The organism is Nesterenkonia cremea, from assembly GCF_014642675.1.
Classification (GTDB): domain Bacteria; phylum Actinomycetota; class Actinomycetes; order Actinomycetales; family Micrococcaceae; genus Nesterenkonia; species Nesterenkonia cremea.
Map to the genome: position 1 here is coordinate 48,777 of NZ_BMIS01000002.1, position 12,220 is coordinate 60,996.

Here is a 12,220-nt window from a genome sequence, read left to right on the forward strand (position 1 = left end):
GTGTGCCGATCAGTGACGTGACGCGCCGATGCCGGTAGGTTAGGTGGCATGGCGACACGTACTTCCCCCTCGCGAGCCGCCAGCACCTCGGGTAAGAGCTCCAAGAGTGCGAACGGCCGCGCGACGACGTCGAAGAATCAGAAGAAGACTGCCCAGGATGAGCCCCAGGGCAGCATCTTCGCCACTGCTGTGCGCGGACTGTGGATGGCATTCGCAACCCCGGCCGGCGGAGCGATGCGCGGCATCGGACGGCAGATCAAGATCCACCCGGATGACCGCCGGGACAGCGCAGGACTGGTGTTCCTGCTGCTGGCCGCGGTGACCGCCGTCGTCGACTGGTGGGGAATCCGCCACACCGATCACTGGCTGCCCGGAGTGGTCCACGGCGGCACCGCCGGGACCTTCGGCTGGGCCTCCGTGATCCTGCCGCTCGTGCTCTTCGTGACCGCCGTCCGCTACTTCCGGCATCCCCAGGAGCACGACGACAACGGCCGCGTCGCCATCGGCCTGACCGTCATCCTGTTCTCCGCCGCCGGCCTGGCGCACCTCTGGAACGGCGCCCCGCCGCTGAACACCGCCTTCGAGGACATGCTCGCCTCCGGAGGCATCATCGGCTACCTGATGGCTGTGCCGCTGGCCTCGCTGATCACCCCCTACCCGATGTGGGTGCTCCTGGGCCTGCTGCTCGGCGCCGGCATCCTGGTGGTCACCGCAACCCCCGTGCGCCGGATCCCGGACCGGATCGCCGTGGCCAAGAACTACATCGTGGGCGAGAAATCCTCCGAGCCCGTCCTGGACGACACCCTGCCCATAGGCGGCCAGGCGCAGCAGAAGGAGGCCGAGGAGCCCGCTCCGAAGAAGGCCGCACCCCGTCGCGCCAAGAAGCAGGAGGCGGAGGAGGCCTTCGCCGAGGAGACTCCCGCCGAACCCGTTGAGAAGCCCAAGAAGGGCCTGTTCTCCAAGCTCATGGGCGCCGATGACCACGAGGAGGAGCCTGAGCTCTACGACGTGGACAGCGAGGAGGCCGCCCGCGCCGCCGAGGGCGCCTTCGACCAGGGCGCCGTGGAGCGCGAATCCACCTCCGACGCCGCCGATCAGGGTTCCGCCGTGCCGCCGGGGGTCAAGCGCCCCACTGCTCAGGAGCTCGCCATCCAGCGCGCCCGCGAGAAGGCCGGCGCCGATCAGGCCGCCCAGGCGCAGGAGCAGGCGGGAGGGCCGGCAGCCCAGACCGCGGCTCAGCGTGCTGTGCAGTCCGAGGCCAAGCCCTCGTTGCAGGAGACCACCGTCCAGGAGTCCCCCGCGGCTCCCTCGGACCTGCCCGTGCGCTCCGAGCAGCTCGAACTGGCCGGGGATGTCACCTATACCCTGCCGGATCAGTCCATGCTGCCTGCTGGACCGCCGGCCAAGGAACACACCACCGCCAATGACGAGATCGTCGAGGCGCTGAACCAGACCTTCGCCCAGTTCAAGGTGGACGCGCAGGTCACCGGCTTCTCCCGCGGTCCCACGGTCACCCGCTACGAGGTGGAGCTGACCCCGGGCACGAAGGTGGAGAAGGTCACCTCTCTGGAGAAGAACATCTCCCTGGCCGTGGCCTCCAATGAGGTCCGCATCCTGTCTCCGATCCCGGGCAAGTCCGCGATCGGCATCGAGATCCCGAACAAGGACAAAGAGGTCGTCGCCCTGGGCGATGTGCTGCGCTCCAACGCCGCACGCAAGACCGAGCACCCTATGGTCATGGGTGTGGGCAAGGACATCGAGGGCGGCTACGTGGTGGCCAATCTCGCCAAGATGCCGCATATGCTGGTCGCCGGTGCCACCGGTGCCGGCAAGTCGGCGTTTGTGAACTCCATGGTGACCTCCATCCTCATGCGGTCCACCCCGGATGAGGTCCGCATGGTCATGGTGGACCCCAAGCGTGTGGAGCTCACCGCCTACGAGGGTGTGCCGCACCTGGTCACCCCCATCATCACCGACGCCAAGAAGGCCGCCGAGGCGCTGCAGTGGGTCGTCAAGGAGATGGACAACCGCTACGACGACCTCGCCCACTTCGGCTATAAGCATGTGGACGACTTCAACAAGGCCGTCCGCGCCGGGAAGATCCAGCTGCCGCCGGACTCCAAGCGTGTGCTGCGGCCCTACCCCTACCTGCTGGTGATCGTCGACGAGCTGGCCGACCTGATGATGGTGGCCCCGCGCGACGTCGAGGACTCCATCGTCCGCATCACCCAGCTGGCCCGTGCGGCCGGGATCCACCTGGTGCTGGCCACCCAGCGTCCCTCGGTCAACGTGGTCACCGGTCTGATCAAGGCCAACGTGCCCTCCCGTATGGCCTTCTCGACCTCTTCGGCCACCGACTCCCGCGTGGTGCTCGACTCCGTCGGTGCGGAGAAGCTGCTGGGTCAGGGTGACGCGCTGTTCCTGCCCATGGGCTCTGCCAAGCCCATGCGTGTCCAGGGTGCCTGGGTCAACGAGTCCGAGGTCCACGGCGTGGTCGACCACGTGAAGTCCCAGCTGAAGGCTCAGTACAGCGAGGACGCCGTCCAGGCCATGGAGCCCAAGAAGAAGGAGATCGACGAGGACATCGGCGATGACCTCGAGCTCCTGCTGCAGGCCACCGAGCTGGTGGTCACCACGCAGTTCGGCTCCACCTCCATGCTGCAGCGCAAGCTGCGTGTGGGCTTCGCCAAGGCCGGCCGTCTCATGGACCTCATGGAGTCCCGCGGAGTGGTGGGGGAGTCCACCGGCTCCAAGGCCCGCGACGTGCTGGTCGCCCCCGAGGAGCTGCCCGAGGTGCTGGCCACCATCAAGGGCGAGACTCCGCCGGCCGAGCCCTCTGAGGACGCCCCGGACGCCTACCAGCAGGACGTGGTGGAGTATGAGCCCGGTCAGTCGGTGGCGGCCGCCCCCGCGGATGCCGCTGCTGCAGCGCCCGTTCAGGAGGAGGCTCCGGTCCCTGACTACGACGCCGGCCCCGCACCCACCGCGGAGACTGAGGCTGTGCGCCCCCAGCGCAGCGGCCCGGTGCCCTCGGGCGGATCCACCACTTCGGGGATGTCCAGCGCCGACCTGATCGCCCGCGATCTGGCCGAGCGCACGCAGGCTCTGCCCACCGCCACGGACTACTACGACGAGGACGGCGCGACAGGTTCTGAGGATGCGTGGCAGCTCACCGGGCGCTGAGCCAGGGTGAATTGCTAGAGTCTCGCTATGGTCGAGCCCAATAACGCACCGCTGTTCAACATCGCGAACGTCCTGACGATGCTTCGCATCGCCCTGGTGCCAGTCTTCGTCTGGTTCCTGCTGCTCGACGCCGAAGGCTCGCTGACCGAGGCATTCGGCGGTGGGCTGGAGGCTCAGAACGGCGGATGGCGGTGGGCGGCCGCCGGGCTCTTCGCCGCCGCGATGATCACCGATAAGATCGACGGCGACCTGGCCCGCTCGCGGAACCTGATCACTGACTTCGGCAAGATCGCCGACCCCATCGCGGATAAGACGCTGATCGGCGCAGGCCTGATCATGCTCTCGCTGCTCGGCGAGCTGCCCTGGTGGGTCACGCTGGTGATCCTGGCCCGCGAGCTGGGCATCACTGTGCTGCGCATGGTGATGCTGCGCACCCAGGTCATGCCCGCATCCCGCGGCGGCAAGCTCAAGACTGTCCTGCAGACCGCAGGCCTGCAGCTGATGCTGCTGCCGCTGGTGGTCATCGCCGGTTGGCTGGCTGATGTCGCCTTCTGGATCATGATCGCCGCCCTGGTGGTCACAGTGGTCACCGGTGCGGACTATCTGATGTCGGCTCTGCGGCTGCGCCGCGAGTCCAAAGGGGCAGGGGCAGCCTGATGTCCGGGCGTCAGCACAACTGGCTGGATGAGCACGGCGCCGAGGTCCACGGGGGAGCCCAGGCGGTGGCCGCCGAGGCGGAGGAGACCTCTGATCCGGTGGAGATCATTCAGCGCGGAGCCCACCGCGGACTGACCGTCGCCACCGCTGAATCGCTGACCGCCGGATCTCTGGCGGCCCGGCTGGCAGACGTGCCGGGCGCCTCGGCAGTGCTGCTGGGCGGCGTCGTCGCCTATTGCAATGAGGTAAAACATCATTTGCTCGATGTGGATGCCGAACTGCTGGAGACCCAGGGCGCGGTGGATCCCCCAGTGGCCGCCGCCATGGCGCGCGGGGCAGCTGTGGCCACCGACGCCGACATCGGGATCTCGACCACCGGTGTGGCCGGGCCCGAGCCACATCAGGGCAAGGACGTCGGAACCGTCTATCTGGGCCTGGCCTGCAGAGATGAGGCCGTTCAGCGTTTGGGGCTGCGTCTCCCCGGTGACTGCGAGGAGGACCTGCAGCGGGCTTCGGAAGGCGACGGCGCGCCGTGGCTGGCCGGTTCTCTGCTGTTGGATCTGGACGGGGATCGGGCCGGAATCCGGGAGGCCTCCGTGGAGGGAGCGCTGAAACTTCTCGACGATTTCCTGCACACAGAGCCTTCCGGTATCGGCGAACCGCGTTAGAGTGGGAACAATCCCGGGAGAGATTCGGTTGATCCCGGGTGTAATGAGGGCTACGAGTCCGAAGGAGAGAGTCCATGGTGCGACAGCCAGTCACCGTCAACGGCGTCACCCGGTGGAAGGATATGGACGCCGAAGGCGCAGTCACCGCCGAGACCAAGGAAGCCAAAGCCGTCGTGCTTCGGCAGGAGATCGGTGATGTGCTGCGCAGCATCCGCCAGGCTGAGGGCCGCACCCTCCGCGATGTATCCCACGATGCCCGCGTCTCCCTGGGATACCTCTCCGAGGTGGAGCGGGGGCAGAAGGAAGCATCCTCCGAGCTGTTGGCCTCCATCTGTGCCGCACTCGACGTCCCGCTCTCCGCGATGCTCGGCCAGGTGGCCGAACGCGTGGCAGTGGCCGAGGGCGTGCACGTTCCGGACACTGTGCCCACCGAGTTCCAGCGTGAGTTCGGCCAGCCGGTGGACGGCGGAATGGTTCCGGATGCAGTGCCTGAGGAGTTCGCGAACGAGCAGTTCGCCCGCAGCTGCGGCTGATGTCGGTCGCCTCCGGGCGATCAGTTGAAAGACGTGTGGGGAGAGGGTCCTTCATCAGGGCCCTCTCCCTTTTCATGTCCGGCCGCGGTGTGCGCCTGCGCCCGTACGCTTTCTCTCTTCGGCGCCTGGGTCTCTACACTGTTGGGATGACCACTGAGGGGCGGCGGAGCACGGTCCGCGAGCTGGAGCGTGAGTTCAATCGGCTCTTCGTGCGGCGACGGTTCAACGCCCTGCAGATCGCCCGGCGCCTGGACCCGGAGATCGAGCCGGCCTCCTATTCGGTGCTGGCCGCGCTGCAGCATGACGGCCCCCAGCGGATGACCTCCATCGCCCGGCAGCTGGGCATCGGCAAACCCACGCTGTCCCGTCAGCTGGCCACCTTGGCCGAGCGCGGGCTGGTCACCAAGGACACCGACCCGCTGGACGGACGCGCCCAGCTGATCTCGCTGACCCAGGAGGGTCTGGAGCGGCTGCAGGGCGCCCAGCAGGAGCGGGCCGAACGCTATCTGACGATGTTGGAGACCTGGGAGGAGCACGAGATCGAGACCCTCTCCGGACTGCTGTCCAAGCTCAACCGCACCTATGCAGACTTCGACGCCGCACACGCCCCGGCCTGCGGTGCCGAGGAGGTGCGGCCATGAGGCTCAGCCGTTTCTGGTTCCTGATGGAGGAGGAGTTCGGCAGCGGCTACGCCCATGTGCTGGCCGACTCACTGGTGCTCAGCGACTATCAGAAGACCGTCAATGATGCCCTGGGCTCCGGTGTGGCGCCCCGCGACGTATGGGACGCCGTCTGCGATCAGCAGGAGGTCCCCACCGAGCGTCGCCTGGGACGGGACATCCCGCCCAAGCGGTGAGCGACACGCGGGTCCACCTCTTCGAACCTATGTTCGATGTCGCGATAAGCTCGTGACAGATTCCGCCACAGAGGATCTCAGTGCTGCTGCGGCACGCGCAGGACTTCACAGCACGGAGCGTGTCACGCATCCATGTCAGTGGATCTGCGTAGTCTCGACGGCGTAAGCAATCAGCAGCGAAGAACATCGAATGAACGAGGTGTAGTCATGGCAGTCAGCCAGGACCGGCAGAAGGCGCTGGACGCGGCGCTCGCGCAGATCGACAAGCAGTACGGCAAGGGCTCGGTGATGCGTCTGGGCGATGAGACCCGGGCGCCGATCGAGACCATCTCGACCTCCTCCATCTCCATGGACGCCGCACTGGGCATCGGAGGCTTTCCCCGCGGCCGTGTGGTGGAGATCTACGGCCCGGAGTCCTCGGGTAAGACCACTGTGGCCCTCCACGCTGTGGCCAACGCGCAGAAGAACGGCGGCATCGCCGCGTTCATCGACGCTGAGCACGCTCTGGACCCCACCTACGCCGAGAAGCTGGGCGTGGACACAGACTCCCTGCTGGTCTCCCAGCCGGACACCGGTGAGCAGGCCCTGGAGATCATGGACATGCTGGTGTCCTCCGGCTCCCTGGATGTCGTGGTCATCGACTCGGTGGCGGCCCTGGTGCCGCGTGCTGAGATCGAGGGCGAGATGGGCGACGCCCACGTCGGCCTGCAGGCCCGTCTGATGTCTCAGGCGCTGCGTAAGATCGCTGGTCGCCTGGGGCAGACCAAGACTACTGCGATCTTCATCAACCAGCTGCGTGAGAAGGTCGGCGTCTTCTTCGGCTCCCCGGAGACGACCTCCGGCGGTAAGGCGCTGAAGTTCTACGCCTCGGTCCGTGTGGACGTCCGTCGCATCGAGACCCTGAAGGAGGGCACCAACGCAGTGGGCAACCGCACTCGCGCCAAGATCGTGAAGAACAAGATGGCTCCGCCGTTCAAGCAGGCCGAGTTCGACATCCTCTACGGAGAGGGCATCTCTCGTGAGGGCGGCCTGATCGACGTGGGCGTGGAGAACGGCCTGATCAAGAAGTCCGGCGCCTGGTTCACCTATGAGGGAGACCAGCTCGGTCAGGGCAAGGAGAAGGCTCGCCAGTTCCTCAAGGACAACCCGGACCTGGCCGATGAGATCGAGCATAAGATCCGCGTGAAGCTCGGCGTCATCACCGAGGACGACTCCTCCGATCAGGGTGGACCGGATCTGAAGCCCGTGGGAGAGACTGCCTGAGCAGTCCCGTCCGGACGGAGTGAGCGATGTCTGAGCAGCAGGAGAAGCTGGAGGCCCTCCGCGCAGCTGTGGTCCAGATCCAGGACGGGACCGCTGAGAGCGGGCTCTTCCAGGACGGGCCGGCCCAGGCGGCGGAGCAGTCCCCGGCCGCGGAGCAGTCCGAGGTTGCCGACCCCGCGGCCGAGGAGGAGTCCTCCCCGCGCTCCCAGTGCGAGGACAGCCGCAACGACTACGAGAAGGCCCGCGCCGTGGTCCTGCGCAAGCTGACCGGTTCGGCCAAGAGCCGGCACCAGCTGGCCGAGTCGCTGCGTGAGCGGGAGTTCGAGGAAGCGGTCATCACCGAGGTCCTGGACCGGATGGAGCAGGTCCACCTCCTCGACGACGCCGACTTCGCCCGCACCTGGGTGCGCACCCGGCACGAGATGAAGAACCTGGGCCGGGCCGCTCTGCGCCGGGAGCTGAAGGAGAAGGGCGTCGAGGATGCCCTGGCCGAGGAGGCTCTGGAGCAGATCAGCACTGAGGATGAGGACGCCGCTGCCCGGCAGCTCGTGGCCAAGAAGCTGCGCGGCACCACAGTCCCCATGGGCAACGGACCCGAGGAGCGCAAGGAGCGGGACAAGCACACGCGTCGCCTGGTCTCTATGCTCGCCCGGAGGGGCCATTCTCCCGGTGCCGCCTTCCAGATCGTGCGGGAAACGCTGGACGAGCGGGCCGCACATCAGTGAGCCGGCCTTCAGTAGAATTGGTCAGTGATGACAGCGACCGCCGTGACAGACACCGCGAACACTGAGGCCGCCGGACGCACCTATGAGGTGCGGACCTTCGGCTGCCAGATGAACGTCCACGACTCCGAGCGGATCTCCGGGCTCCTGGAGGATGCCGGCTACACCCGCGCCGACTCCGAGGGGACCCCGGACCTGGTCGTCTTCAACACCTGCGCCGTCCGTGAGAACGCGGACAATAAGCTCTACGGCCACCTCGGCCAGCTGCGCAGGACCAAAGAGGCCCGTGAGGGCATGCAGATCGCCGTGGGCGGCTGCCTGGCGCAGAAGGACCAGAACGCCGTCCAGGAGAAGGCTCCCTGGGTGGATGTGGTCTTCGGCACCCACAACATCGGTTCCCTGCCCACGCTGCTGGCGCGCTCCCGCCACAATGAGGAAGCCTCCATCGAGATCCTCGAATCTCTGGAGACCTTCCCCTCCACGCTGCCGACCAAGCGGGAATCCGTGCACTCCGGCTGGGTGTCCATCTCTGTGGGCTGCAACAACACCTGCACCTTCTGCATCGTGCCCTCGCTGCGCGGCAAGGAACGCGACCGACGCCCCGGCGAGATCCTGGCCGAGGTTCAGGCTCTGGTGGACGACGGGGCCGTGGAGGTCACCCTGCTGGGCCAGAACGTCAACACCTATGGCGTGGAGTTCCGTGACCGCGGGGCTTTCGCCAAGCTGCTGCGCGCCTGCGGCACGATCGACGGCTTGGAGCGCGTCCGGTTCACCAGCCCTCATCCGGCCTCCTTCACCGATGACGTCATCGACGCCATGGCCGAGACCCCCAATGTCATGCCGCAGCTGCATATGCCCCTGCAGTCCGGCTCGGACAAGGTCCTGAAGGATATGCGCCGCTCATACCGGGGCAAGAAGTTCCTGAGCATCCTGGACAAGGTCCGTGAGCGCATCCCGCATGCCGCAGTGACCACCGACATCATCGTGGGCTTCCCCGGCGAGACCGAGGAGGACTTCGAGGACACGATGCGGGTGGTCGAAGCCTCCCGCTTCTCCTCGGCCTTCACCTTCCAGTACTCGCCGCGCCCGGGCACCCCTGCCGCCACTATGGAGGATCAGGTGCCCAAGGAGGTCGTCCAGCAGCGCTTCGACCGCCTGATCGCCCTGCAGAACCGGATCACCGCCGAGGAGAACCAGAAGCAGGTCGGCACCCAGCAGGAGCTGCTGGTCACCGCGGACTCCGGTTCCAAGGGCTCCGAGACCGGACGGCTCACCGGCCGAGCCCCGGACAACCGGCTGGTCCACTTCTCCGTGCCCGAAGGTGCTGAGATCCCGCGCCCCGGTGACTTCGTGACCGTGCCGATCACCGACGCCGGCGGCCACCACCTGCTGGCCGATCCCAGCTCTGCGGAGCAGTACAGCCTGAGTGCCTCACGGGCCGGCGAGGCCTGGGACCGCTGGCAGGCCGACTCCTGCGGTGTGGGGACCACTCAGGTCTCCGGTGATAGGCCAGGGTCGGTCTCCCTGGGCATGCCCAGCCTGCGCATCGGCAGCTGACCCGTGACCACAGACCAGACACCGCTGGTGGTCGTGGCAGGCGCCACCGCCTCCGGAAAGTCCGCACTCGGCGTCGAGCTGGCCCAGCGGCTGGCCGAACAGGGCCGGCCGGGGGAGATCATCAATGCCGACTCCATGCAGCTCTACCGCGGGATGGACATCGGCACCGCCAAGATCACCGCTGAGGAGATGCAGGGGATCCCGCATCACCTCCTGGACGTCCTGGACATCACCGAGGAGGCCTCGGTGGCCGCCTTCCAGGAGCAGGCCCGGGAGCTGATCGCCGCCATCCGCTCCCGGGGGAACACCCCGGTGATGGTAGGCGGCTCCGGACTCTACATCCGGGCCGCCACCGATGTCATCGAGTTCCCGCCCACCGACCATCAGCTGCGCGGCGAGCTGACCCAGCAGCTGGAGGAGAAGGGGGCTGCGGCGCTGCGGGAGCAGCTGCGCGCCGCTGACCCGGAGTCGGCCTCAGTGATCAAGGACGACCGCCGGCTGGTCCGCGCTCTGGAGGTGGTCCGGCTGACCGGACGCAGCTTCAGCTCCTATATGCCCCAGCGGATCTACGAGCCCTCCCTGGGCGAGGTCATCCAGCTGGGGCTCTCCCTGCCGCGGGAGCAGCTGCATGAGCGCATCGCCCGGCGTGTGGACCTCATGGCCGAGCAGGGGCTGCTCGAGGAGGTCCGCCGCCTGGCCCAGCAGGGTCTGCGCGAGGGGAAGACCGCCTCCCGCGCCATCGGTTATCAGCAGCACCTGCAGGTGCTCGACGGCGAGCTCACCGAGGCCGAAGCCTTGGAGTCCACCACCGTGGCCACCCGCAGATTCGCCCGCCGCCAGGAGACCTGGTTCCGCGCCGACCACCGGCTGCAGTGGATGAGCGGCTCGGAAGAGGCCATGGAAGCTCTGGCGGCATGACAGCGTTGACCTCACAGAGACCACCGCAGCCCTGACTGTCCCCAGCCCGCCGAAGAACCCGGAGCGCCCCTTGCCACATCACTTCTCAGCCCTCGACGCCCTGGCCGGAACTCCCGTGACCAAGGCCCACGCCACCGGCAACGACTTCGTCATGCTCGCCGACGCCGACGGCCGGTACAGCGTCGACGCCGACCAGGTGGCTGCGCTCTGCGATCGCCACCTGGGCATCGGAGGTGACGGACTGATCCGCGCCGTGCCTGCCCACCGCAGCCACGACGCCGCCGCCGAGGAGCTGCTCTCCACAGCCGGTCTCTCCAGCACCGATGAGGCGCCCCTGTGGTTCATGGACTACCGCAACGGCGACGGCTCCATCGCCGAGATGTGCGGCAACGGCGTGCGCGCCTTCGCCCACTTCCTGCTGGCCGAGGAGCTCATCGCACTGGAGGAGGGCCAGGAACTCACCATCCTCACCCGTGCCGGACTGCGCACCGTCCGCAAAGTGGCTGAGGGCTATGCCATCGGAATGGGCATCTGGTCCTTCATCGACCCGGAGCTCGCCCAGAACAACGCCTCCGACGCCCTGGTCATGGCCCGCGGCCTGGAGGACCCCCGTCCGGCGCTGAGCATCTCCATGGGCAACCCGCACACTGTGGTGGCCCTGCCGGAGGCAGAGACGCTCGAGGCCCTGGACCTGACCGAGAAGCCCACAGTGGATCCGGTGCCCCCGCACGGGACCAATGTGGAGTTCGTCGTGCCCGGAGAGCCGCTGGTGGAGGACGGCGTCGGGCATGTGCGCATGCGCGTCCACGAGCGCGGTGTGGGGGAGACCATGTCCTGCGGCACCGGTGCCTGCGCGGCGGCGGCCGCGGTGCGGGTCTGGGCCGCTCAGGACGGCGTGGACACCTGGGCCGTTCAGGTGCCCGGCGGTGACGTGATGGTCCGGTTCATCCCGCGTCAGGACGGCGCAGAGGATGTGGAGCTCTCCGGGCCGGCAGAACTGGTGATGAGCGGGACGCTGCGCTGAACCTGCGGCGGGCCCTGATCAGCCCTGTTTCCCTGATCAGCCCAGACCAGCGCTGCGCCGGACTCTGAGCAGACGGAAACCCTTATCCGTCTCGGGACGGTCGGCGGAGAAGTCCTCGCCCACGGAGGCGAGCATGGAGCGGATCCAGGTGAGCAGCGAGTCTGCCCCGAGGTTCTTCTGGACCACCATCCAGGCCTCGGTGTCCTCAGCCAGCCGCGGCAGCCACAGCTCCAGCAGCTCATGCAGAACCTTCTTGCCCACACGGATGGGCGGGTTGGACCAGATGGTGTCGAAGCGCACCGCCGAGGGGACCTCCTCAGGGGCCATGACCTGCACGTTCTCCAGGCCCAGTGCGGCGGCGTTCTCCGCGCAGAGCGTGCGGGAGCGCTCATTGACGTCCACCGCCCAGACCGTGGCCTTCGGGGACCGCATCGCCATGGTCAGGGCGATGGGACCCCAGCCGCAGCCGATGTCTAGCAGATGGCCCGTGGGCGCAGGGTCCGGCACATGCTTCAGGAGCACAGCGGTGCCCTTGTCCACCCCCTCGGGGGAGAAGATCCCACCGGCGGTGCTGACGGTCACCGGTCTGCCCTCGAGTTCGACCTGCAGGCGGCGGCGTTCGAAGGGACTGTCCGGAGAGACGGAGAAATAATGCGAGGAGCTCACCCGTTGATCGTAGTATGATTGACCCCATGTGGATCTACTTCATCTGAGTGCCCCGGTCTCGCTGAGACGCCTGTCTGGGCCACCCTGCTCCCGCCTGATGCGCGGTCGAGCCTGAACACCGTCCACATCTGAGCAATCCGCTCAGCGTATAAGCCCCGCTCATCCCCTCAAGA

At 67.4% G+C, this 12,220-nt stretch carries 12 protein-coding genes; 11 read left to right on the forward strand and 1 reads right to left on the reverse strand.

All coding sequences use genetic code 11. The features are described 5' to 3' along the window. Positions 1 to 48: 48 nt before the first annotated feature. From IEW85_RS02470 to dapF, 11 genes are all read left to right on the forward strand, one after another. Positions 49 to 3,183 carry an FtsK/SpoIIIE family DNA translocase gene (locus tag IEW85_RS02470; RefSeq protein WP_188682560.1) on the forward strand — a complete coding sequence of 1,045 codons (3,135 nt, stop codon included), beginning with the start codon at positions 49 to 51 and terminating at the stop codon, positions 3,181 to 3,183. A gap of 27 nt (positions 3,184 to 3,210) precedes the next feature. Beyond that, positions 3,211 to 3,840, forward strand: coding sequence for a CDP-diacylglycerol--glycerol-3-phosphate 3-phosphatidyltransferase (pgsA, locus tag IEW85_RS02475; protein ID WP_188682561.1), 630 nt, complete (start codon positions 3,211 to 3,213; stop codon positions 3,838 to 3,840). Next, complete coding sequence (locus tag IEW85_RS02480) at positions 3,840 to 4,508, forward strand: CinA family protein (protein ID WP_188682562.1); 669 nt, start codon at positions 3,840 to 3,842, stop codon at positions 4,506 to 4,508. The genes pgsA and IEW85_RS02480 overlap by 1 nt, the downstream gene beginning before the upstream one ends. Positions 4,509 to 4,582: 74 nt before the next feature. Beyond that, complete coding sequence (locus IEW85_RS02485; protein ID WP_188682563.1) at positions 4,583 to 5,041, forward strand: helix-turn-helix domain-containing protein; 459 nt, start codon at positions 4,583 to 4,585, stop codon at positions 5,039 to 5,041. A 146-nt stretch (positions 5,042 to 5,187) separates the two neighbouring features. Beyond that, positions 5,188 to 5,682 (forward strand): MarR family winged helix-turn-helix transcriptional regulator, encoded by a 495-nt coding sequence (locus IEW85_RS02490; protein ID WP_188682564.1) that lies wholly within the window; start codon positions 5,188 to 5,190, stop codon positions 5,680 to 5,682. Next, a complete protein-coding gene (locus IEW85_RS02495; RefSeq protein ID WP_188682565.1) occupies positions 5,679 to 5,897 on the forward strand; it encodes a DUF3046 domain-containing protein in 219 nt (72 codons plus the stop codon). Before IEW85_RS02490 ends, IEW85_RS02495 begins: the two co-directional genes overlap by 4 nt. 207 nt (positions 5,898 to 6,104) lie before the next feature. Next, positions 6,105 to 7,160: a recombinase RecA gene (gene recA / locus IEW85_RS02500; protein ID WP_188682566.1), complete on the forward strand. Its 1,056-nt coding sequence runs from the start codon at positions 6,105 to 6,107 to the stop codon at positions 7,158 to 7,160. Positions 7,161 to 7,186: 26 nt separating this feature from the next. Next, a complete protein-coding gene (locus tag IEW85_RS02505) occupies positions 7,187 to 7,885 on the forward strand; it encodes a regulatory protein RecX (protein ID WP_188682567.1) in 699 nt (232 codons plus the stop codon). Between the two features lie 27 nt (positions 7,886 to 7,912). Then, complete coding sequence (gene miaB, locus IEW85_RS02510; protein WP_188682568.1) at positions 7,913 to 9,439, forward strand: tRNA (N6-isopentenyl adenosine(37)-C2)-methylthiotransferase MiaB; 1,527 nt, start codon at positions 7,913 to 7,915, stop codon at positions 9,437 to 9,439. A 3-nt stretch (positions 9,440 to 9,442) separates the two neighbouring features. Then, positions 9,443 to 10,357 (forward strand): tRNA (adenosine(37)-N6)-dimethylallyltransferase MiaA, encoded by a 915-nt coding sequence (gene miaA / locus IEW85_RS02515; RefSeq protein WP_188682569.1) that lies wholly within the window; start codon positions 9,443 to 9,445, stop codon positions 10,355 to 10,357. 70 nt (positions 10,358 to 10,427) lie between these two features. Then, on the forward strand, positions 10,428 to 11,381 hold the full coding sequence (dapF, locus tag IEW85_RS02520; protein ID WP_229658740.1) for a diaminopimelate epimerase: 954 nt from the start codon (positions 10,428 to 10,430) through the stop codon (positions 11,379 to 11,381). 36 nt (positions 11,382 to 11,417) lie between these two features. On the opposite strand, the gene IEW85_RS02525 is transcribed toward dapF, so the two are convergent. Continuing rightward, positions 11,418 to 12,047, reverse strand: coding sequence for a class I SAM-dependent methyltransferase (locus IEW85_RS02525; RefSeq protein WP_188682570.1), 630 nt, complete (start codon positions 12,045 to 12,047; stop codon positions 11,418 to 11,420). Positions 12,048 to 12,220 lie beyond the last annotated feature (173 nt).

What these genes read in the sequence shown, in the direction of transcription:
- IEW85_RS02470 (WP_188682560.1), top strand. Translation starts at nt 49, where the DNA reads ATGGCGACACGTACTTCCCCCTCGCGAGCCGCCAGCACCTCGGGTAAG.
- miaB (WP_188682568.1), top strand. Translation starts at nt 7,913, where the DNA reads ATGACAGCGACCGCCGTGACAGACACCGCGAACACTGAGGCCGCCGGA.
- IEW85_RS02485 (WP_188682563.1), top strand. Translation starts at nt 4,583, where the DNA reads ATGGTGCGACAGCCAGTCACCGTCAACGGCGTCACCCGGTGGAAGGAT.
- IEW85_RS02505 (WP_188682567.1), top strand. Translation starts at nt 7,187, where the DNA reads ATGTCTGAGCAGCAGGAGAAGCTGGAGGCCCTCCGCGCAGCTGTGGTC.
- recA (WP_188682566.1), top strand. Translation starts at nt 6,105, where the DNA reads ATGGCAGTCAGCCAGGACCGGCAGAAGGCGCTGGACGCGGCGCTCGCG.
- pgsA (WP_188682561.1), top strand. Translation starts at nt 3,211, where the DNA reads ATGGTCGAGCCCAATAACGCACCGCTGTTCAACATCGCGAACGTCCTG.
- IEW85_RS02495 (WP_188682565.1), top strand. Translation starts at nt 5,679, where the DNA reads ATGAGGCTCAGCCGTTTCTGGTTCCTGATGGAGGAGGAGTTCGGCAGC.
- IEW85_RS02480 (WP_188682562.1), top strand. Translation starts at nt 3,840, where the DNA reads ATGTCCGGGCGTCAGCACAACTGGCTGGATGAGCACGGCGCCGAGGTC.
- IEW85_RS02490 (WP_188682564.1), top strand. Translation starts at nt 5,188, where the DNA reads ATGACCACTGAGGGGCGGCGGAGCACGGTCCGCGAGCTGGAGCGTGAG.